The following is a 22,878-nucleotide window of genomic DNA, read 5'->3' on the forward strand; positions in this document are numbered from 1 at the left end:
TCACTCCATTTGGTTTAATAGTTGCGCAGAACCACTTTCATATCACGACAAAACAGGTTACGGAAACGCTTTCCATGTAGCTCTTCGACCTTGGCCTGAATCACATCCTTTGTTAATCCTTCCAGCAAAGGATGGCGATAGGCGGGAAACTCCTCCGGATAATCTACCTCGTTGGTCACAGCCAGATATTCAAGTGTCAATCCGGACTGTTCAAACGCTCTCAGATAATCTTCATAATGGCGCCGGTTGATCCAGTCACTGAGGTATACATGCTGAATGATCGCTTGAACTAATTCCGGTTCCAAGGCTGATTCCAAAATTTCCGACAATTCCTCTGGCGAAAAAATCAAATGATACCAGTGCGGGAGGATCGTCTTCTCCCAGAAGTTATAGCTGCAATCATTGTGCACGATGTCCAGATGATGACCGTCCGGCGCCGACCAGATCGGTCCAAAGTGGCTGAAAATCACACCGTTCGGCTTGAGCAGCCGCTTGAGTTCAGCCAACGTTTCTTCCAGATCTGAAATGTGCTCGAAAGCGTTGCAGGAAAACACGTAATCAAACGAGTTGTTCGGGTATGGCACGCTGGAGGCAATCCCCTGAATCCCTTGATAAATCCCCTGATCGATCGCTTCATTAACCGGGTCCACCATCACCCAGAGCGCAGGTTTTTCTTGCGCAACCCGTTCCCACGGGATGGAGCCCCCGACCTCCAAAACGTTCCGTCCCGCTACGGGAAAGGTATCGACGAACTCTTGAAATACAGTGAGTTCATCCACTGCTACTGCCGAAAACATAAATGTACCTCCTTATGATTTAACAGGTTGACGCGGGTATACCAGACGTTGTGTCCAATCAATTCGTGCTTGTACTGACAAACAATCACTGGCACCATCCATCTGGCCCCACGCGGTCAGAAATCGACGTTCTGGGGAAACTTCCATGCCGATCAGGCCGGCAAAGCGCTCGATCAAAATGGACAGCACCCGATCTAAGCTGGTTTGCACCTCCTGATACACCGCCTCCGTAAACGCCAGCGACGGTGTCTGGTTATCCCCCGCATAGAAGATAATTCCTTCCCAGACGGCCGCTTCGTAAAACGCAGTCGACAGTTCATCGCTGCCGAATACGAATTGAAACAGGTTGCCCATTCCGTTGACTTCAATCGGCAGTCCACTTTCGGCCAAACGGCCTCTCAAGCCTTGCAAAAACTTGTCACCGCGCTCCCGAATTATTTGATACCCCTCCTTTGCCTTGAGTTTGTCCAAAGTAGCCAAAGCAGCGACGACGGAGGAAGATTCATAGTACGTGGTATACGTGAAGCCTTCAGCCGCTCTCATCAATGAGCGGTCGCCGACGACACACGATACGCGTCTGCCGTTGGACAAGCCTTTTGAGTACACATACAAATCGGCGTTCAGTCCAAACTGTTGAACGGATGGCCCGATCCCGTATCGATAGCCCTGTTTCACATCATCGACGACGATCAGGAGCCCGTGTTGACGGCACAAGTCAAACAGCACGATATACGTCTCTTTTTGCAAATACACATAATCCGGGGACAGGATCAGCCCGCCGAGCTTCTCCCCGTAACGTGCGATGCACGTCTCCAGCAATTCTGGGGTGAAGAAAACATCGATAACACCGTGTTCATTCGGTTCCAAAAGTCCGTTGGACGGTTGCCACATCGGGTCCCAACCGTGATATCCACTGCTGGCAAGCAGCTGTTTGGAAGTTGCCTGCTTCACAATCGAGGCAGCTGCCCGAACAGCATCCGTTCCTGTCGAAAAGAAAGCCACCTGATTTTCTGGTCCCGGGGACTCTGCTGCGATCCGCTCCGCCAACTCCACGATCTTCTCGCTCGGGCCAGTCAGCACGTTTTGGTTTGACTCTGCAAAAGACTGCAAAGCCGAGTTGACATCTGCGTCGTTGTGCCCCAGCAGAACAGACCCTTTTCCGTTATTAAAATCAACGTATCTCGTCCCATCCACATCGTAGAGGTATGCGCCTTCCGCAGAGGCAAAAATAATGTTGTCCGCTGCTGCCGGGATCAGCGGGCACCAGACACGACTGGCTATCGATTTCGACAAACGCTGATTCAAATCTAGGGAACGTTGAAATCTCATCACTTACACCTCTCAAGAAACTCTGTATATTCCGCATTTCCAATCGTAATCGACCCAATGTGTCCATTCCTTGACCCACCGATTAACGGAAGCCGCAGCTCATCATCTGCAACCCGAATCAGTTGATCCAATTCCTGCAACGATCTGGCTGCATCAAAGGCAACCACCCCGTCTAATCCACACCGCTTCAATTCGCGTAACAATGGTGCTGTCTCTTCCCGCCAAGGCGTATATCCCAGAGCGCACAAACCAGCATCGGTATGAGCTGCTTTCAGGAGTACCTGAGGGTCACGGCTCTGTTCGGCAACCAGACCCGCAGAAATTTGACCGTCCGGAAAGTACACAAGGAGCGGATAAGCGCTTCCCTGCCAATCAAATTCCATTTCCAAAGCTGGAAGTACGGTCAGCCCTCCCCCGCTATCTTTTGCGATGAGCGGCCAGAGCGCAGGTGCTTTTTCCTTCGCCATCACACAGTATGCCCAGCGCAAATTGCCTCGCTCTTGCAATGTGCGCATTTCAATCTTTTTTTGCTTTATCGATTCTTCCGTCAGCTTCACGTAAAGATCTGCAATCCCCATGCAATACTCAAATTCATCCTCCGGAAAAAAGAATCTTGATTGCATGGCGAACTCATTCCCAACGTCACAACTGTGAATTAAATTTTTCATAATTCCGCGTTCTTCGCATGCATAGGCAGCACGAATTTCTTGTTTCAAGAAATACAATGCTTCACTCGCACGGAAGCCTCTAAGCAGATACGCATTGACCGGGCCAGATGTCATGTACATAAAGTACTGTGGAGAATTTTTGGCAAATACAGCCTCGACATCTCGCTGCGATAACCTGCTTTGCTTTGAGGAACAGACGGTCAGCCCATATTTCTCAAGCAAACTTTCAAATTGCAACTCGACTTGCAGTTCCATTCCATCCGGCTTGATAACAGCGACCGTGTACTCGATTTCCACCATATCCAACACTTCCCAATTAGGTATGTGTAAAGTATTATACTGAACCGAAGTAATACACGCAACGATATTTTAGAAATTTCATTAAACTATCCTAATCAACAATATTGATTTATGTCCAATTATTCGGAAAACACTTATTGACAATTATTAACTGCCTGATATATAACTGTATACGTAAACTACACACCTTACCCGAGAGGAGGTGCAACAACGATGGCATTGGAAATGATGGTAAACAAAAAGGTAGTAAAGAAGAAATAATGCAATCGTTTGTTCCAAATTGCCCCGGGGAGATTTTCTCCAGGGGCAATCTTCATTTTCAGAGTACATTTGATGAGGAGGAGCCAACATGGACACCATTCGGGAATTCATCCTGCACAGTTGTAAAATCACTTACACAAAACATGACGTAGAGCAAGCCTGCAACTTGCTCCCGAATATTTCATTTGATGATCTCTTCCCACGACTTCGCAAGATTAAGACGATTTATGTATTCTATAAATTCCTTCAGGAAATGCGTAAAACGGCCCCCGCTGCTCTACATGATAAGATCGATGAATTCCTTAACGCTCTTGATGAGAAACACCGTGGGGAACAAGCAGTCCTTGCGAAAAAGCAACTGATGGAGAGCAGTTTCCGCGAGGTGGTTGCACTCGCAACTTCCTTGGGTGTCCCCGTGCTTGCCGTCAAAGGTTGCTGCATGCCGTTCTTGCTCCCCGACTATCGTTTGCGTGAACAAAACGACATCGACATCGTCGTTCCGGACTTGCCGCACATGTGGAAGCTGGCTGCAGGCCTCTCCAGTCTTGGGCATAGAGTCGCAGAAGACGAGAGCCCTTGGTTGCAGTTCTTCGAACACGAGGGGTCAACCGTCATCGGTGCACACTTAACCTTGATCAGAGAAATTGACATCGATATTCATACTCACAGCATGACGTTTGCACAAGCGGAAATTTTACAGACTCCAATCTGGCAGCGGGCACGCTTGGTTGAACTTGAGGATGCCGGCCATTTCTATTTGCCGACACCTGAAGATACTTTCTTATTTGCCTTGGCACATACGTATAACCACGGATATTTCACAATCAAAGACCTTAACGATGCCTATATGCTGTTGTCACAATACCAAAACGAATTCGATTGGGACTATGTCCTGGAGCAGGCACAACGAAACTGCCTTGAAAAAGGGCTGGCCGATCTCGCCCGTTATTTATCGGATTATTATCAGTACCAAATCGGTGTCGCTCTCTCGACTCAACCTCAAGGACTTCAATTGATCGCCTTAGACGAAGTTGACGACTACTTTTTCTATCATCACGAGCTCGATCTCGCCAAGCAGCGCAATGACCTGCAACGCGGCTTGCTGATGATTGCGAAACGTCAAGAGATTTTAAACAGAATGCTCGTTTTGGCCGACGAATCTAAAGAAGCAGAACATGAATTGTTACAGGAACAACTGGAAGGTCGACATCTCTGCGAAGGGTTACAATTGGGCGACCCGATCTTGTTTACCGAAGTTGGCAAGTTTGAAGGTGCCAACGAATCCGCCCCCCAACCTTTCCCTGCGTATGACTGGTGGAAGCAATTTGATCAGCATATTCTCCAAATCGCAGAAGACACATACGTATTGCCCACCCAAGCGAACGGTGAACTGTTGATTACACCGAGCGGTTATTATTCAACGAGCAAGACAATGATTTTCACAGAAGTACAATTTGAGGCTTTGGAAGCTAAAGTTTTGGAGATTCATGCGGCCCTTTTGACTCATCAGTCCACAGGAGAGGATGTGTAGAATGAAATGAACGTTCGATGCTATCCAAATCCTGGTTCCAAGACGGTCAATCTCCTGCTCTGGCTCCCTGTTGGAGCCTTTCAAGACCCCTCTGACATGCGCGGGCTCTCCCATGTAGCCGAGCACTTATTTTTCACACGCCAAGTGGAACTGGCCGGGCAGACCATCGTTCCGATGACGGCTGTGGAGGGCGTAGGTGGACAAGTCGATGCAGCTACTTACAGAGAAATGACTCGCTATCAAATGCGCGTACATCATGGCACATGGAAGCAGGATCTGAAATTACTCCTTCAACTGTTCCGTAATTCCCACGTCGATCCCCATTGTGTGGAAGTGGAGAAGCAGAGCATCCGCAGTGAATTGCTTGAATACAGCGAGTACCCGGATGTCTGGGCGAACGTCCTGTCTGAGCAAGGGCTCTTCGGCGCAAACAATCCCTACTCCGCATTTATCGGCGGAGAACCGGATGACTTGGAAGCGATCACAGCGTCCGCCGTCTCTCAGTTCTGGAACACGATCGACCCGGATCGATTGCTGCTGCAAGTGATGGGCGACGTTACGCGAGAAGAAGTACTTGCCGTCATTCAAGAGGTGTTGCAGGATTCTGCATTTGCAGAGTCCAACCTTTATGTGCCAATCGTGATCGATCCGCCTGTTTGTCAGTTTGGAATCGTACACCAGCCTTCTGAAAATGAATTGACCACCTTGGGTCTTAGCATTCCGATGCCCGGAACGTTCGATCCTGACTTCCCGGTGGCCAAGGTATTGAAGGAACTCCTCGCCGGTACCAGTACCTCCCGTCTCTACGCTTCCTTACGCCAACGCCATCGCATGATCTATGTAATCGAAGGCTCCTATGAGCCGACGACAGGATACGGAGTGCTGAACTTGGTAACCACTTTCGAAGAGAAAAACACATCGAAGGTGCTGGAACTGGTCTTTTCTGAGTTAAATCAGATTCTGCACGATGGCTTCACAGCACAAGAACTCCAAGGGATCAAAAAGTATCTGGAGTTAAAACATCACCTGATGTTAGACTCTGCCAACGATTATATGAAGTGGCTTGGGCGCATGATCATGCAAGGGAAGGATGTAGCAGTTGAAGCCTTTCTGGAGCAAATTTCGGCGGTAACCTTGGATCAAGTAAACGAACTGTATAGAACTTGCTACGGGTCCTGTCATTTGGGAATCGGGCTTATTGGCGGAAATGACGATCACCGTGATGAAATCGAGCGCCTGTATCAAGTTCTGAATCAAACTCCATAGAAAAGAGCCGTGGGTTGAGTTGACACAACCACGGCTCTTTTTTTGAATTCAGCTCTAGGGAATGCTGACCATTTCGTTCTGGTTATTCATCACTTGTGCGGTAAACAGTCGTTTGTATACGGTGTTTCCCTTCATTAATTCATCATGGGTGCCCTGCTCAACGACACGTCCATTTTCCATGACATAGATGATGTCTGCATTGACGATGGTGGACAGTCGATGTGCGATCATGATGGTCGTACGCCCGGCGCGGTGCAAGTCCAGCATCTTTTGGATAAAGTACTCCGTTTCTGTATCCAGCGCCGAAGTCGCTTCATCCAAGATGAGGATCTCCGGGTCTTTCAACAGCGCTCTGGCAATGGCCAGCCGTTGCCTCTGACCTCCGGACAGCGTCATCCCTCGCTCGCCGATCACCGTATCCAAACCGTTGGGCAGGTCGCGGATTAAGTCATCGACCCGCGTCATCTCCAAAACTTTTTGCAAATGGTGATCCGACACCTCGCTCAGTCCTAATATCAAGTTGGTTCGAATCGTCTCGGGGAAGAAGTATGGCTCTTGCGGTACAACAGACAATCGGTTCAACCATTCGGATCGCTTGATACTGTCCAGTTCCACTTGGTTGACGCGGATCGTTCCTTCATCAGGGACTTGCAAGCGCAACATCAATTGAGCAATTGTCGATTTACCGCTGCCACTGGAGCCCACGAGGGCAACCTTGCGACCGCGGGGAATCCTTAGATTCACCTGTCGCAATACCGGTTTGGTATCCTCTTCATACGTGAATGTGACTTGCTCAAAGCACACCTCATCGATCGGGACTGGCAACGCCTCCTGCCCTTCCGCCTCAGGTTCCAAATCCAAAACTTCACGCACGCGTTCGAAAAGCGCTTTGCGATTGTAGAGTTGGATTACGATATCAAACAACTGCTGGTAATTGGTGACCAACTGGAACGAAAATTGATACATGATGACAAAGACCCCCAACGAGATCTGTTCATGCATCGCTGCGTAAGCACCGTATCCGATCACCGCAATATTCGTGCCCCATTTGAGAGGTTCACTGATAAAAGAAATCTTGTTTTGAAGTTTCCCTTCTTGCATCACGACCTTGAAATACTTTTCAAACAGGCCGTTATAGATAGCGCTTTCCCATGACCTTCTGTGGTAAGCGACCACTTCCCGGGTCGAAGCGATCCCCTCTTCTATGTGCACCAGCAACTCTGTCTTGCGATCTTGTACCTCACGGGAGATCACCTTCGTTTTTAGCCCCATCTTCTTGCTTGCCACATAATAAGAAATGCTGAGCCAAAGCACTATCACCAGCAACACCGGACTGATATACCCAATGATCAGAGTCAGACTTACAGCGGTTACCAGCGATTGTATTGCTTTGGGGATTTGGGCTGCCAGCACATCTGCGATCAGCAACGCGTCATTGTTAAAATAGTGGACGTACTTGGTCGTTTGTTTTTTACGATATTCTGAAAACGGTATGCTTTGCAGCGTATACAATAATTTTTCCTGAATTCGAGCAATTAGAATTAGTTCGTTGCGCTGCATGACATAGGGAGAAAGCGTGTACAGAACCGCGTAACTAATAAATGCGGCCGCAAATAAACTTACCACCTTGAACAGTTGATCATATTGACCTTTTATTAACACATCGTCGATCAGCCACTTTTGCAACCCGGTCGTAGCTAAATTGGTTCCGGCCTCTAACATCAGCAATAAGAACGACAACAGGAAGGCGCCTTTCATATTCTTGATCAAATTCAGAATCCAAGCTGATGTTTTCAAGCGATCACCTCTGCATCTTCATGAATGCCGGATACCATTTGATAAAAATGACCTTGCTGTTCCATCAGGTCCTCAAAATTCCCCATCTCCAAGTTCTTCCCTTGGCCGACAAAGACGATGTTGTCATAGTCGCGGATCGTGGAAAGCCGATGGGCGATGGCAATGACAGTTCTTCCTGCAAACAATCGATCAAGAGCTTCCTTGACCTTGCTTTCACTGATATTATCAAGAGCGGAAGTCGCTTCATCGAGTACGACGATGGACGGATTTTTGATAAACAGGCGCGCAATTGAGATCCGTTGTTTCTGACCGCCCGACAGTTTGAAGCCTCGTTCACCGATGTGTGTGTCATAGCCATGTTCCAACTTCATAATAAATTCATGGCAGTTGGCTGCTTTCGCCGCTTCAATCACTTCTTCCTCCGTAGCTTCCGGGTTGCCAAAGCGAATGTTTTCCTTAATGCTTGTGTTGAACAGATAGGTCTCTTGGAACACAAATCCGATCGCGTTGCGCAACTGAGCAAACGACAATTTCTGAAGCGGCACCCCGTCCAGATACACTTCGCCGGCCGTCGGATCATAAAAACGCCCGATCAGCTTCAGCAACGTCGTTTTCCCCTCACCGCTTTTCCCAACCAAAGCTACACGCTCGCCAACGCGAATCCGCATATCGAACCCTTTCAAGATCGGTTGGCGGTCAGAATAGCCGAAATGAACGTTCGAGAATATAATTTCACCTCGAATGCTTTCGAGTTCGATCGGAACAATCGGCTCGACCACTTCCGGTTTTTGATAAATAAACTGATGCAGCGGCTCAATTTGGTAAATCAGCAGTTGCTGCTCCGTAACTGCTGTTACAATTGCGGTTAAGATATGCATCCCCGCGAAGTAATACAAGATAAAGGCAACGAACTCACCGGTGCTTAAATCGTTATGCTGCACAAGATAAGCGCCATACAGGAAGATTCCGATCGCACCCAGATAATAGGAAAGACGCCGAAATGTACCTCTCAGCCAAGCGAACAACACGTACTTCATGTAGGTGCTCCGGAAGAAGCGGTGCGCTGCATGCAGACGCTCCATTTCCCACTGTTCGCTGGCAAACGCACGAATTTCAGGCATCGCGGCCAAACTCTCATAAATTTTTTGGTTTAACTCTCGCAAACCCTGACTTGAGTTTCTCCCAAACGTTGCTGCTTTGCGTTCAAACCACGGCCCAAACAGATAGTAAATAAGAAAACAAGGAATGACAAATAAAGTGAGTTTTAAGCTAATCTGCATCATGAAAATAAAAGAAACCACAGCGAACACCGTTTGCTCAATCATCACCGGCAAATATTGGCGATAGATTTGCTGAACAGCCGTCATCTGCGTATTCATAAAGGACAAAATCTCTCCAACTGCGTTTCTTTCGAAGTAGGAGACCCCTAAGTTACGCAGATGTTGAAAGGTCAAATGTTGCGAATCGCTGGAGGCCCGTTCGATCACTTGCCGCTGCAAGAGATTGCGGACCGCTTTGACCGCAACGATCACCACGACCAACCCGGCAATTATAAACAGAATTTCCCACAGGCCCGCAAAGTCGCGTTCAATTAATACAACATCGATGATATGCTGAATGAACTTTGGAATCGCCAACTCGCTCAATGTTGCGATCAACCCGAAGGCGATGACCCCGAACAACTTCCGTTTGTACGGCATTAGAAACGAAATCGTCCACCAATACACCTTCCAAAACCTCAGAATGGATTCTTTCCCTTTCACCAAATATCAACCCCAATCATACTTCGCTCATGCCGTAACTATTCTTCCAGTGTGTGTAAATTCCTACTTACGATTCCGATCTATTTCTAAGAATCGTTTGCATTCGTGCACAGATGATAACCCCTCTAGAGGATGCTTCGTACTCCATAGAGGGGCTATGGTTGTTTCCGTTCCCATATTAAATTGCAGATCTGCCGCTTTCCACTTCCTGCGCAACTTTGTGGAATGCCGAGACAATCAGATCGATATGATCACGGCTGGACAACAAGACAGCATGGTGGAAAATGATGCATTCCAACTCAGCACTTTGCGATACCGGAAGTTCCAGAGAGCGCCAGTACGATTCATCTTTGGCAATTGCCGGGTCAAACCGTTTCAATGTCCACGGGCAGAACAATTTGCTTTTGTGAATCGGCGGGTATGGCGGATGCAAGGAGAAGTTCCCCATCATCAACTCATTCCGAAGTTTTTCACAGAACACCTCGGCCTCGATGTCGTTGTAGTACGCACGATCGAATCTAACGGCGTACCCATAGTACGTTTGTTTCTCGACCAGTTCATAGCGCTTCATGATTTTGAGACCCGGTATTTTGGCTAACTGCTTATCCAAATATCGGGCATTCGCTTCACGCAAGGCATTTTGGGAGTCGAGCAGCTCCAGTTGTCCAAGCAGGATAGCGGCGTGGAACTCGGACATGCAGAAGTTTTTGCCTTGCACTTCGCCTTTTGCGACAAGTTGCATATCCCCATAGTGCAGGTTGTGACCGCTCACTATCATCCGGGAATCAGCCCGCAATTGCTCCATGCGTGCAAAGAGAACAGGGTCATTGGTAATCGCAGCACCGCCTTCTCCCGAAGTGAGCACTTTACCTTGTTGCATGCTGAAGCAGCCGATATGGCCGATCGCACCGGCCTTCTTTCCATTCCAGACGGAACCATGACTTTGGGCGCTGTCTTCAATTACGTACAAGTTGTACTTTTCTGCGATTCGCATGATCTCATCCATGTTGGCCATACAGCCGTATAGATGTACAGGGATGATCGCCTTCGTTTTATCCGTTATCGCCGCTTCGATCTTGATCGGGTCGATACAGTAGGTGTCCGGCTCCACATCAACCAACACGGGTAACGCGTTGACATTAAGCACTGAAGTAGCCGTTGCTAACCAAGTGAGGGCCGGCACGATCACTTCATCACCGTGACCGACGCCGCACGCTTCGAGTGCGATTACGAGAGCGGCCGATCCTCCTGTTGTCGGGACACAATATTTGACCTGGTTATATTCGGCAAATGCTTGCGCAAACTTCTGCTCCATCGACTCCTGACCGGTCCAATACCCGCTGATTGCCCAGCGCTTGTTCTCAAACACCTGCAGCAGATTAGTAATTGCTGACTGTTCGAATTGTGGCCATTCCGGCCACTTCAGTTCATTTTTTACTGCTGATTTCATAAGTCCCCCCCTGTCTATTGTAATAACCAACATCCCAAAACCGTTCAAGAAAGCGGTCCTGCTCAAAATCTGCAATAATCAGGCTATACCGATGCAGCATAGCATGAATGTTTTCTTCGTGTTGAAACAACGCCGCAATTTGGCTCTTATACTGGCAGACTGCCTCGATTTTAGCGTTCAGAAACTCAGTGATGTCCACCCGCTGTCCTGACAGCCCAATGGAAAGGTCTGCAATCCGTTTCGATACTTGTGCAGGGTTCACACAGTATGGAAACTCCTCATAATACCGTACACGATATCCTTGTAGCCGCAAGCGTTCACCTGCCAGAAACGCAATTTGGTGGTCCACATGATTGCCGACACCCAATGGGAAGAAGAACAGCGTTTCACGGTCACCAAACATAGGTATGCGATCGCAAATTGCCCCCACCAACTGTTGATCATCCGGATGCACGTCTGCAAACAGCGCCGTTTCCACAGAATAATAAGCAGGCGTACCACGGAAAATGGCATCCAAATAATCGAGATTCTGGTGATCTACACCCAAAGCCCCCAACGCTGCAATGTCTTCAGCCAGTCTTGTCTCATACCATCGAACCGGATCACACAAAGACACGGTGTCAACTCCTAAGTCCTCCTGGAGATACTGTGCAGCCACCGCACTTAGTTCCTTGATCTCCTCAGGCTTCCCAGCAAATAAATTTAATACTAAACAGGACATCTGTTGTTGTACTAACGAACAGATCGTTCCGGCCAGAGACAATACTGCATCGTCTAGATGTGGAGAAATGATAATAACTTGATAACGGGTGGTCATGAATGCCGCCTCCCGTGCTTAGATTAAAATTCCTTGAAGCTGCTCTTTGAGTACATCAAAAATGATCTCATCGTCAACCAACGTGATGTAAGAATTGCTTTCAATGTTTACATGACCTAAACCGTTGAGCAATACGAAACCGCTCTTGTCTGGATGTGAGGACCGGTAGCCTTTTTTATTGTCGTTCTTGATATAATATTTGATTGTTTCAAATAATTCCGGATCCGGATTGATGCGGACGCCGATCCGTTCGAGTAGTTCGATATGTACATCGACTTCCTCTTGCGTTAACAAACCTAAGCGCTGGCTGATCTTTGCCGCAGAGCTCATCCCAAAGGCCACACATTCACCATGTCGGTACTCGCCTTTACAAGCCAGTTCCAGCGCATGGCCGATCGTATGACCATATTCCAAAGCCAGTCCTTCATGACGTTCATACGGGTCGTTGCACATGACGCTTGTTTTAGCTTCTATACAGAAATCAATGAATTCTTCATACTGCTCTGTCGTATAAACGTTGTCCTCACGCAAGATCTTAATAAATCGTCCGATTTGATCCGGCTTGATTGCAAGTAAGTTTTTGACCAATTCGCACAACCCGGATTGAATATCGCGAATCGGCAGCGATTTAAGATATTTAATTTCGGAATAGACAAACAGAGGTTCGTAAAATTGCCCCATCAGGTTTTTGCCGCGATTCATGTTCACTGCTTGTTTGAGTGAGAGCACCGAATCAGAAGCGGCCATGAGCGTGGTCGGAATGTGAATCAGTGGCAACCCGCGGAACAGCAGACAAGCAACCATCCCCGCTACGTTCCCGGTCAAACCGCCGCCCACGGCAATGATGCCCGTCTTGCGGTTAGCCCCGGATTCAATCACATCATCAGCAAGTTTCGCTACAGTCGTCAAATCTTTGTGTTTTTCACCGGCAGGAAAACGTAAGACATGCGTATTAAAAGCCGATCGCAAACTGTTTTCTACATCACATACGATGCTCTCCGGCACTTGGTCATCTGCGATGATCACAAGTTGCTCCAATCTCGCTAAGGATGGGATACTTACGATATCTTGCAGTATATGTTCCCCGTAGTAAAAGTCATACTTATATTCGCCAAATTGCACTTCTGATACTCTCATCTTTTATTCCCTCCAGATATGATGGCGTTGATCTTCAATCACTCAATAACCAAAATTACAAATAATAGTATATCTATTATGTCTCTTCCTTTAGATTCTTGCAAATATGATTTAGGCAGACTCCAGTATTCTCCCATAAATAACCCAGCACTTCTCATCCTCATCCAAATTTCCTCTATTTTATATTTCGATTTTCCTCAATTTATGTTCTGGGTAATCGTTCTTTAAATTCTCCGCTTTTTAAGCGAACACTGGAATCTCTTATCGAATCTCCGTCACAACGCAATCTTACAACTTAGAGTTGACTCAGACTCTAAGTCAACCGTTAAGCCCCTATTGATGTTCATCCAACTCTCCGAGACTTTCCTCGCCGCTTGGTGGATGCCTTCCGGATCGTCGACGTCCATCTGCACTACCGAAACTTCGAGTTCCAATTCACTCTTTACAAATTCGTGCAAAGGTACTTGCAGTTTTCTAGCAATATGATGAAGGAACTCAATGGAAGCGGTAATTTTATTCCGTTCCCTTTTCGATGCGCAGACTTCGATTAATTCGGAGTGAAAAAACCCTTGGAGTGAAATTGACTTCGAAGATGGTACAACAGTTAGACCGATCCGCTTTAAATAAAGCGACTGTCCCTAATGTTGCTGGATAAAAAAGTTCTTTCGTCAACAAACCTGCGCGAGTGAACAAACGCAATATTCCGACAAAAAAATTATGAATTTCATTCTCATTTACAATTCCCAATCTACCGATTGACTTACCCAGAAAGCCCTCTCAATCTCGAATTTCTCAATCGTTCGGGAAACGTTCAACTCCTCAGAAGCCTTCACAGTACGTGCAAGATGCACGACCTGCTTCCACACCGAACTGACACAAGGAAATCGGTTGTATGACGATCAGAGTTTGAGTGGAGTTGTCCATCTGGTGCCAGATGTTCTTCTCTTCCGCTATGTTCACCGTTGCCTCTCTATGTAAAAGGTACTGTTCCCGGATGTCAATCACTTCATCTGCCCATTCTAGCAGATAGAAGTAGTCTCGCTCCTAGTCGGAAAGCAACTCATAGATACGACCTGTCTTATTACTTTGACCCGTTGCACGCGTCCAATCGAAGGCACGCCTGAATGGTAAGCCAAGGCTAATAATGAACTCCCTCTCCTTAACCTCTATCTTCCTTTATGTACCGGGCGATTTTATCTTCGGTCCAACCTTGAGATCGCTTCGAAAAGAAGCCGCCCTCCTAATAAAGACTGTATATCAAGATTATTACATGCTACACAGTTAAAATTTTTGTCACTAGGAATCTGTCATTTTGATTTACGTTAATAATTCAAGACTCATAATGTTAACTTTTTTATTAGTGGAGTTGGTTTTATATGGCAAGATAAACTCATTCAATTTTTGTTTCGCATATTCGAAAATGATCACTACGGGTAATTCGTTATAATAATAGTTGTATTTAGAAGGAACCTTATGTGCCAGAACTTTTCAGTCGGTAAGCCCCCGACTAATGAGCAGTTAAAAAATGCTGCAAGTAACAGAATCAGTTGGAATACTCGCCTTGACGCAGTTGAAGAATCAGGAAAATGGAAATGTCGTCAATCAATATTTATTTTGTGGCGTCGTATGATGAGTGATCATGTGTACAAAGTTAAACATAGGGCATTTCTCAAACTTCAAGCTTTTGGAGAGCAGGTCAAGTTACCCAAAAAGAAAAAAGGTAACTTGATCTCAGGGATCAACCAAAAGCTGGATGCAATCAAGAATTCATTCCCCAGTGGACATTCATTTAAAGATTTTAAAACTGAATACCAGAAGAAGAGATCTGTTCGAGTATGATACTTACGAGGGGAAAAAGGAGCTAAAATTCGACAATTGGTTAGAAAATGTGTGGAAGACTATTCCTTCCAAATGAAAAAACGAGGGCTCATCAAGAGTCTTCGTTTTTCATTTGACAGTGTCGGTATTTTCCGATTGCTCCTGATTCATTTCGAAATCTTACTATGCAATATATATCAACGATCCATAGACAAAAAAAGACTGCGCACCGATATATCAAACAGCACACAGTCAAAATGAAAGAACATTTTTGTCACTATACATTTGTAGCCTAGCTGTGTGTTTTTCCTACTCCACCGTCACCGACTTTGCCAGATTCCGCGGATTATCCACATCATTCCCGCGTACCACCGACGCATAATACGCCAGCAACTGCAACGGAATAACCGAAATCACCGGCGACAGGAACGGGTTCACGCGCGGGATGGCGATCACCTGATCGACCGACTTCTTGATCTCCTCATCGCCCTCGAATGCCACTGCCAGCACGAACGCATCGCGTGCTTTCACTTCCTTAATGTTCGACAGGGTCTTATCATACAACTGCTCTTGCGTCACAACCGCGATCACCGGAATATCCTCCACGATCAACGCCAGGGTACCGTGCTTCAGTTCGCCTGCAGCATAAGCTTCCGCATGCATGTAGGAGATCTCTTTCAGCTTCAACGACCCTTCCATCGAAACGGCATAGTCCATGCCGCGGCCAATGAAGAACGCGTGCTCTTTCTCCGCCCAGTTCTTCGCAAACGCCTCAATCGACGGCGCGGTCTGCAGCGCCATATCAGCCAGCTCCGGGAGCTGCTTCAGGCCGCTCAAGATGTTCGGGATCTCCGAAACGTGCGCTGCGTTGCGCTCTTGCGCAAGCCATGCTGCGAAGAGGTACAGGGAGATGAGCTGGGTGGTGTACGCTTTGGTCGAGGCGACGGAGATTTCCGGGCCAGCCCAGGTGAAGATGACATCGTCCGCTTCACGCGCAGCAGACGAACCTACGACGTTAGTGATCGCCAGCACGCGCACGCCTTGCTCTTTCGCTTCACGCAGCGCTGCCATCGTGTCAGCCGTTTCGCCGGACTGGGTGATGACGATGATCAACGTATTCTCCGACACGATCGGCTCACGGTAGCGGTATTCAGACGCGACTTCGCAGTCAACCGGAATGCGGGTCAGGCGCTCGATCGCCTGCTTACCCACCATACCTGCGTGCCAGGACGTACCGCACGCGACGATGTGGATGCGGTCGATCTTCTCTGCATAACCAGCCGGCCATGCGATCTCATCAAATACAACTTTCTGCCCGTCTTCGGAAATACGGCCGGTCAGGGTGTCGCGGATTGCGCGCGGCTGCTCATGGATTTCTTTCAGCATGAAGTGCTCGTAACCGCCTTTTTCAGCGGCGCTTGCCGACCAGGTCACTTCGTAGACTTCTTTGGTCGTCGGGTTGCCTTCGAGGTCGAAGGTTTCCACTTTATCGGCAGTCAGAACGGCCATTTCGCCGTCATCCAAAATGTAAACGTTGCGGGTGTACTCGAGAATTGCCGGGATGTCGGACGCGATGAAGTTCTCGCCTTCGCCAAGACCTACGATCAGCGGGGACTGTTTGCGAACTGCGATCAGTTTGCCCGGCTCGTGCTTGGTCATGATGCCCAGCGCGTACGCACCGTGGATGCGCTTCGCAACAGCCAGAACAGTGTCAAAAAGGTCACCCGTCCACATATCGTCGAGCAGGTGAGCAACTACTTCTGTATCCGTCTCAGACAGGAACGTATGGCCTTTCGCGGTCAATTCGTCGCGTAGCTGCATGTAGTTCTCGATGATGCCGTTGTGCACGATGGTGAAGTTGCCTTGGTTGTCCTGATGCGGATGCGCGTTGGCATCAGACGGACGGCCGTGTGTCGCCCAACGGGTGTGGCCGATGCCTTGGGAGCCGTGGATGCGGTCCGGGCCGTCGACCAGTTCTGCGAGGTTGGCCAGACGGCCAACCGACTTTTTCAGTTCAACGCCGCCGTTGTCAAAAATCGCGATGCCCGCGGAGTCATAACCGCGATATTCCAGCTTCGAAAGGCCGTGCAACAGTACGTCTTGCGCTTGCTTATTCCCGATATAACCAACGATTCCACACATGTATGAAAATCCTCCTCAGTTGTGGGACAGATCACTGTTTGCAGCAGATTGCAGCCGAATGCAGTTTAAAAACAATAGGAAATCAGGCTTATGAAAACGGTTCATAAGCGTCAGATTGCACGATAAATACAACTACAAACAGTTTGTCCTGTTTTTTGTAAAACTCTCAGTTGTAGCCAAAGCGTCTCTTGTCCCGTCAGTCACCTGCCGGATTTCGAAAAACGCTCTTTCGGTGCGGCTATACACCGGGAGGCATCCGCCGATGTTCGATACTCCTCCACCTCGTCAACTGGATCGCTGTTTCCGTCCGTGCGTCCAGTTCAGGCGCTTTTGAAAAAACTGTTTTTGAAAAAGTGAATCCGGTCTTGCCGTAAAACTCAACTCTCATCTCTCGCCGCGCATCACCTCCTATAAAGAATTATATGCACGAACCCGCAAAAGGGTGGTTAGGTGTGCACCTGAAGATGGTACACACCCTGCCCTTTTTACAACCGTTCTATTTCTCGCCTTGTTCCTGGCGCACGACATCTGCAATTTCGTTCACATAGCGGCGCAGGGACTCCTCTTCCGGACCTTCCGCCATCACGCGGATCAGCGGTTCTGTACCGGACGGACGCACCAGCACGCGGCCGTCAGCGCCGAGGATCTCTTCGACGCGCTGGATCGCCGCTGCGATGTTCGCATTGTCTTTCCAGCCGTCTTTCGTCGCCACGCGCACGTTGACCATGATCTGCGGGAAGCTCTGCATGATCGAACGCAGTTCGCTCATCGGCTTCTGCGCTTCGACCATGATGTCGGTCAGGTGCAGCGCCGTAAGCAACCCGTCGCCGGTCGTGTTGTGCTGGAGCATGATGATGTGGCCGGACTGCTCGCCGCCGAGGACGTAGCCGTCTGCCTTCATCGCTTCCATCACGTAGCGGTCGCCGACAGCAGTCTTGACCACGTTGATGTCCTGTTCGCGCATCGCCTTCAGGAAGCCGATGTTCGACATCACCGTCGCTACCACCGTGTTGCCGGCCAGCTCGCCGCGATCTTTCAGCGCTTTAGCAAGAACCGCCATCACGTAGTCGCCGTCGACGATGTTGCCGAGCTCATCGACTGCGATCAGGCGGTCAGCATCGCCGTCAAAGGACAGGCCAATCGCCGCCTTGTGCTCCAGCACCGCCTCGCGCACCACTTCCGGATGCGTCGAGCCGCAGCCAACGTTGATGTTGGTGCCGGTCGGCTCGGAGAAGATCGCAACGACCTCCGCACCAAGCGAACGGAACACGCCGGCCGCTACGAAGGACGCTGCGCCGTTGCCGCAGTCCAGCACGACCTTCACGCCGTCAAAACGGTTGCGGATCGAGGACTTCTGGTATTCGGTGAATAAAACGCCCGCATCTACTTCTTCGTAGACCCGGCCAACTTTTTCGCCCGTCGGACGGGGCAGTTCATCGACAGCCGCATCGAGCAGGCGCTCAAATTCCGCCTCCTGCGCGTCGGTCAGCTTGTAACCGTCGCCGCCGAAGAATTTGATGCCGTTGTCCGGCACCGGGTTGTGCGATGCGGAGATCATCACGCCTGCATCCGCTTCCAACGAGCGGGTCAGGTACGCCACGCCAGGCGTGGGGATGATGCCAAGGCGCACGACATCGACGCCGACCGAGGTGATGCCTGCGATCAGCGCTGCTTCTAACATATCGCCCGAGATGCGGGTGTCTTTGCCCACCGCGATCTTGGCGCGTTCTTTATCAATGCCTTGTGTCAGGACGTGCGCTCCGGCACGGCCGAGCTTATATGCCAATTCAGGGGTCAGTTCGAGGTTGGCTACACCGCGAACTCCGTCAGTTCCAAAATATTGCGCCACGAAATAATAGCTCCTTCACTGAGAAAATGGTACTCACTCTCAATCCATTTATTTTCACACAGAACGGCGTTCTGCACAATACCTATCTTTTGCCTGTTCCTAGTGTCTCTGAATGTATGAACTTTCAACCTCTTATATGACGAACGAGCCTATGGTTTGGTTGCACCTTCTCCGAAAAAAAGCGCCGGAAGGACCAATAAAGGCTCCGGCGCTTGCACTATTTTTGAATCTCCAGCTTCATCGTCGCCGGGGTCACTTCCAGCGTCTTGACGAAATTCGGCGTGTTGACCTGCACCCGCATCTCGCTTTCGCCGCCCGGCTGGTTGGTCAGGTCGAGGAAAGCGTTGATGTCCTGCGCCGTCAGCGCGTCGAGCTTGTTCTTTGCCCCTTCGACGGTGACAGAGACGCGGTTGGAGGTGCCGAGGATGTTGTAGCTCTCCCCTTCTTTCAAGCCGGTCACTTTGACTTCGATATCGTCAAACGTCCGCTTGGCGGCAGCGACCACCACCACTTCGACTTGCACTTCGGCCGGCTGCACATCGGTCACACCTTCGACCTCGGCCAGCTTGAGCGTCAGTTTTGTCGTCTTGTTCATCCCGGCCAAATCGATCACCGGCGCCGGATAGGAGTCGATCTCGGCCAGCGCGTCCGCCGTTCCGAAAATCGTCACCGTGCCCGACTGTTTGACCTCCTGCACCGCAAAGCCCGGCGCGAGGTCGCCTTTAAACTGCAAGCGCAATGGCACCGACTTGGACGGCTTGACGATCGGGATGTTCACTTCCGCCCGGTCGCGGGAGAGGCGCACGCCTTCCACCGGGTCGCCATCCTTGTTCACCGCCTTCAAAGGCACCGAGGTCTGAATCGCTTCTTTCGCTTCATCCAGCGAGATCGTGGCGATCACCTGATCGACGCTGTTCAAGGCCGACTTGGCCCCGGTGACGATCACCGTCTTCGGCGAGAGCAGCGCTTCGCCTGCCACCATGCCTTCGCCTGGCTTGCCTTCCATCCGCAGCTCGACCGGGAACTCGCGGTTCTCCACCGCCTCCAGCTCGATCTGCACCGAAGCGCTTTCGATCGACACGCCCGCCGGCGCCCCGTGCACATAGACGGGCACCTCGTGCACGCCAACGCCCAGCTTCGAAGCATCGGCGACCGCCTTGATCGCGTCGCCTTGCGCCACAGCGTTCATGATGTCGAGGTAGGAGCCCCGCAAGGTCAAAGTGACTTTCGGAGTTTTGACCAGGTAATAATTTTGCTCGTCGTACAGCACAACCACATTTTTCTCCAACTGCTGCTGCGGCTGTGCGGTCAGACCGGACTGGGTGCCGGTGTCCTCCGACTGATGCACGATCATCCAGAGCAGGATCGCCAGCACCGCCGACAGAATCTTGACCACTGTGTTGTTGCGCAAAAACCGATCCATCATCTACGACCCCGCCTTTCTGCCAAACAGCGAAAAGCCGCTTTGCTTCGCCGGCGCCAGATGGGTGGTCAAAAGCTCGCGGAACGACTGCTCATCGAGGTTGCGCGTGATCTCACCGTGCACGGCGACCGACACCGTGCCGGTCTCCTCCGACACGATCACCACCAAGGCGTCCGATACCTCGGTGATCCCGATCCCTGCGCGGTGGCGCGTGCCCAGTTCCTTGGAGATCCGCGTCGAGTCGGACAGAGGCAGGAAACACGATGCTGCCACGACCCGGTTGCCGCGCATCATCACCGCTCCGTCATGCAGCGGCGTGTTCGGGATGAAAATGTTGATCAAGAGCTCCGACGACACGACCGCGCCGATCGGAATCCCCGACTCAAAATAGTCGCTCAAGCCCGTCTCGCGCTCGATGACGACCAGTGCGCCGATCTTGTTTTTCGAGAGCACCTGCGTTGCCTTGGTCACTTCGGAGATCATCTTCGGAATGTCCTCCTCCTCGAGCACCGCCGTCGAGCTCCAGGAGAAAAACTTGCCGCGCCCGAGCTGCTCCAGACCGCGGCGCAGCTCCGGCTGGAACACGACCGGTATCGCAAACAGACCGATCGTCAAAATCTTATCCAACAGCCAGTTCAGCGCATTGAGCTGCAGCGCGCTGCTCACCCCGGTTGCCAAGAGGATCACCACGATCCCTTTGAGCAGTTGCACTGCCCGTGTGCCGCGAATGAGCAGGATCATCTTGTACAGCACAAAGGCAACAATCAGGATGTCCAGCACATCAAACAGGCTGAACCCGCCAATCAGTTGTGAAAAGGTATTTTGCAAAGGGGCCACCTACTGCCTTTCAAAATCTCATTGCTTACTATGTCCGTTCCCATGCCAAACATTGCATGCATAATCTATTCTATTTCATTCGCTAGAGGGGTAGTATCTCCTTTTCAAGGTTTCGAAAAATTGTCATGCCCCCACAGCCTTTTCTGCTGCTGCGAATCTACTAATAGAAACAAAAAAACAGCCCCTGAAAAGAGGCTGTTCTGCGTTTACGAGATGACTTTGGCTTGATGCGCGAGCAGGTCGTCCTGCAGCTGCTGCTGCGAGAACCGGAAGACCGGGCCGCGCAGGATGATCAGAAGCGGTATGATCGATAATGAGACCGCGGTAACAAAAGCTGTTGCAGAGCCGAAGAAACCGGTGATCGAACCGAGCATCGAAGTGGAAAGCGGGAACGTGATCAGGATCATCGTGCGCATCGCGCCATTGACCCGGCCCAGCATTTCGTTAGGCACCGATTCTTGGATCAGCACCGTGTAGGCGATATGCAGCATCATGCCGCCGATCGACCCGGTAAACAGTGCAATCGGCGCAATCCACGACACGGGCAGCAGGAACATCGCCACCCCGATGTTGTTGATCAACAGCGCCAGGAACATCATCTTGCCTTTGGCGAGCCATTTGAATTTCTGCGGCACAAACGTGCCGACCAGCATGCCGAGTCCGTTGACCATCAGCACGAAGGAAATGTAATTGTCAGGCTTCGTCAGCTCGTGTTTAAGATGGAACAGCACCACCGTCAAAATGCCGCTGTCCGCAAAGTTGGACAGCCCCATCACCAAGGCGATGGACACGAGAATGCGGCTGTCGAGGATAAAGCGCAGCCCGTTTTTCGTATCGATCAGCACCTGTCTGGCCGAGCGCACCCCGCCCAGATTTTCATGCGGGATCCGGCTCCACAAACAGAGCAGAATCGGTGCAAAGTATGTCAGCGAATTGATCACGAGCAAGGTCGGATATTCCAGTGAAGCGATCAAAAACCCGGCCAGCAGCGGCCCGAGAATCGTGGTCGCCGTAAAGCAGGACGAGAGCCCTGCGCTTGCTTCCAGCTTGCGGTCGGGAAACATCGCCGGCACCGCCGCGAACTCGGCGGAGCGCAAAAAGATCTGCCCGATCGACAGCATGGTGCCAAGGATGTACAGCATCCACACTTGCAACAGGTCTGTGAAATACAACGCCGGGATCAGCGAGCAGCACACCGCTTGAAAGCTTAGCGCGCTGAAGATCACCGTCCGCCTGGACAGCCTGTCGACCAGCGCCCCGGCAAATAAGGATAAAAGCACCTGTGGCAGCGCTTCACAGACGGCCATCACGCTCATGTTCAGCGCGGAGTGTGTCATGCTGTAGACCATCAGCGGCAACACCAGAAAATACATCTGGTTGCCGAGGTTGTTCACAACGCTCCCCGTCGCGTAGAACAGGAACCGCGGCGTCCTCCAGATACTGGTAGCCATAAGTACCCACCTACTTTTTCAGTTTTCTTTCGTTCTGTATCCCCAGAGTCCCCTATTACACAATTGTAAACTGGCTAAATTGTCTTTCAAATATACCCAAACAAGTAAAACCGATATTAAGCCGGTCACTTCTTGCATTTAAAATTATACAATAGAAGTGTCGAGCCTGTCACCTGATTTTCCCCTGGGTTATGAATAAACCTACTTCTTTAATTATAAGTACGATCTGAACTATTAGACTT

The 22,878-nt window shown here is 50.0% G+C and carries 17 protein-coding genes; 3 read left to right on the forward strand and 14 right to left on the reverse strand.

Annotated elements, in window-relative coordinates:
• Positions 1–14: 14 nt before the first annotated feature.
• The 3 genes from CBW65_RS04375 to CBW65_RS04385 are packed head-to-tail and all read right to left on the reverse strand — an operon-like array spanning position 15 to position 3,094.
• A complete protein-coding gene (locus CBW65_RS04375; protein ID WP_087455777.1) occupies positions 15–797 on the reverse strand; it encodes a class I SAM-dependent methyltransferase in 783 nt (260 codons plus the stop codon).
• A gap of 12 nt (positions 798–809) precedes the next feature.
• Positions 810–2,126 carry an aminotransferase class III-fold pyridoxal phosphate-dependent enzyme gene (locus tag CBW65_RS04380; RefSeq protein WP_087455778.1) on the reverse strand — a complete coding sequence of 439 codons (1,317 nt, stop codon included), beginning with the start codon at positions 2,124–2,126 and terminating at the stop codon, positions 810–812.
• Positions 2,126–3,094: a nucleoside-diphosphate kinase gene (locus CBW65_RS04385; protein WP_087455779.1), complete on the reverse strand. Its 969-nt coding sequence runs from the start codon at positions 3,092–3,094 to the stop codon at positions 2,126–2,128. The genes CBW65_RS04380 and CBW65_RS04385 overlap by 1 nt, the downstream gene beginning before the upstream one ends.
• 349 nt (positions 3,095–3,443) lie before the next feature.
• On the opposite strand from CBW65_RS04385, the gene CBW65_RS04390 reads away from it, so the two are divergent.
• On the forward strand, positions 3,444–4,886 hold the full coding sequence (locus CBW65_RS04390; protein WP_087455780.1) for a nucleotidyltransferase family protein: 1,443 nt from the start codon (positions 3,444–3,446) through the stop codon (positions 4,884–4,886).
• A 6-nt stretch (positions 4,887–4,892) separates the two neighbouring features.
• Positions 4,893–6,152 (forward strand): M16 family metallopeptidase, encoded by a 1,260-nt coding sequence (locus tag CBW65_RS04395; RefSeq protein WP_087455781.1) that lies wholly within the window; start codon positions 4,893–4,895, stop codon positions 6,150–6,152.
• 54 nt (positions 6,153–6,206) lie between these two features.
• Here the strand turns inward: CBW65_RS04395 and CBW65_RS04400 are convergent, their stop codons facing one another.
• The 6 genes from CBW65_RS04400 to CBW65_RS25305 all read right to left on the reverse strand — a co-directional run bounded on the left by CBW65_RS04400 (position 6,207) and on the right by CBW65_RS25305 (position 13,982).
• Positions 6,207–7,949: an ABC transporter ATP-binding protein gene (locus CBW65_RS04400; protein WP_087455782.1), complete on the reverse strand. Its 1,743-nt coding sequence runs from the start codon at positions 7,947–7,949 to the stop codon at positions 6,207–6,209.
• Complete coding sequence (locus tag CBW65_RS04405) at positions 7,946–9,712, reverse strand: ABC transporter ATP-binding protein (protein ID WP_157721767.1); 1,767 nt, start codon at positions 9,710–9,712, stop codon at positions 7,946–7,948. The genes CBW65_RS04400 and CBW65_RS04405 overlap by 4 nt, the downstream gene beginning before the upstream one ends.
• Positions 9,713–9,890: 178 nt before the next feature.
• Positions 9,891–11,162, reverse strand: a complete 1,272-nt coding sequence (locus CBW65_RS04410; RefSeq protein ID WP_087455784.1) for a DegT/DnrJ/EryC1/StrS family aminotransferase — start codon at positions 11,160–11,162, stop codon at positions 9,891–9,893.
• Entirely contained in the window at positions 11,140–11,979 is an 840-nt protein-coding gene (locus tag CBW65_RS04415) for a PIG-L deacetylase family protein (protein ID WP_087455785.1), read from the reverse strand. The genes CBW65_RS04410 and CBW65_RS04415 overlap by 23 nt, the downstream gene beginning before the upstream one ends.
• An 18-nt stretch (positions 11,980–11,997) precedes the next feature.
• Positions 11,998–13,116, reverse strand: coding sequence for a 2-deoxy-scyllo-inosose synthase (locus CBW65_RS04420; protein ID WP_087455786.1), 1,119 nt, complete (start codon positions 13,114–13,116; stop codon positions 11,998–12,000).
• Positions 13,117–13,850: 734 nt separating this feature from the next.
• Positions 13,851–13,982: a TnsA endonuclease N-terminal domain-containing protein gene (locus CBW65_RS25305; RefSeq protein WP_087455787.1), complete on the reverse strand. Its 132-nt coding sequence runs from the start codon at positions 13,980–13,982 to the stop codon at positions 13,851–13,853.
• 607 nt (positions 13,983–14,589) lie between these two features.
• Here CBW65_RS25305 and CBW65_RS04435 point away from each other — a divergent pair.
• Positions 14,590–14,955, forward strand: coding sequence for a HEAT repeat domain-containing protein (locus CBW65_RS04435; RefSeq protein WP_232463442.1), 366 nt, complete (start codon positions 14,590–14,592; stop codon positions 14,953–14,955).
• A 288-nt stretch (positions 14,956–15,243) separates the two neighbouring features.
• Here CBW65_RS04435 and glmS read toward each other — a convergent pair whose 3' ends face one another.
• The 5 genes from glmS to CBW65_RS04460 all read right to left on the reverse strand — a co-directional run bounded on the left by glmS (position 15,244) and on the right by CBW65_RS04460 (position 22,636).
• On the reverse strand, positions 15,244–17,076 hold the full coding sequence (gene glmS / locus CBW65_RS04440; protein ID WP_087455788.1) for a glutamine--fructose-6-phosphate transaminase (isomerizing): 1,833 nt from the start codon (positions 17,074–17,076) through the stop codon (positions 15,244–15,246).
• Between the two features lie 496 nt (positions 17,077–17,572).
• Entirely contained in the window at positions 17,573–18,925 is a 1,353-nt protein-coding gene (gene glmM, locus CBW65_RS04445) for a phosphoglucosamine mutase (protein ID WP_087455789.1), read from the reverse strand.
• A gap of 217 nt (positions 18,926–19,142) precedes the next feature.
• Positions 19,143–20,351, reverse strand: coding sequence for a CdaR family protein (locus CBW65_RS04450; protein WP_087455790.1), 1,209 nt, complete (start codon positions 20,349–20,351; stop codon positions 19,143–19,145).
• A complete protein-coding gene (cdaA, locus tag CBW65_RS04455) occupies positions 20,352–21,176 on the reverse strand; it encodes a diadenylate cyclase CdaA (protein WP_269768003.1) in 825 nt (274 codons plus the stop codon).
• A 215-nt stretch (positions 21,177–21,391) separates the two neighbouring features.
• Positions 21,392–22,636, reverse strand: coding sequence for an MFS transporter (locus CBW65_RS04460; RefSeq protein ID WP_087455791.1), 1,245 nt, complete (start codon positions 22,634–22,636; stop codon positions 21,392–21,394).
• Positions 22,637–22,878: the final 242 nt, after the last annotated feature.

The sequence above is a fragment of the Tumebacillus avium genome (assembly GCF_002162355.1).
Lineage (GTDB): Bacteria > Bacillota > Bacilli > Tumebacillales > Tumebacillaceae > Tumebacillus_A > Tumebacillus_A avium.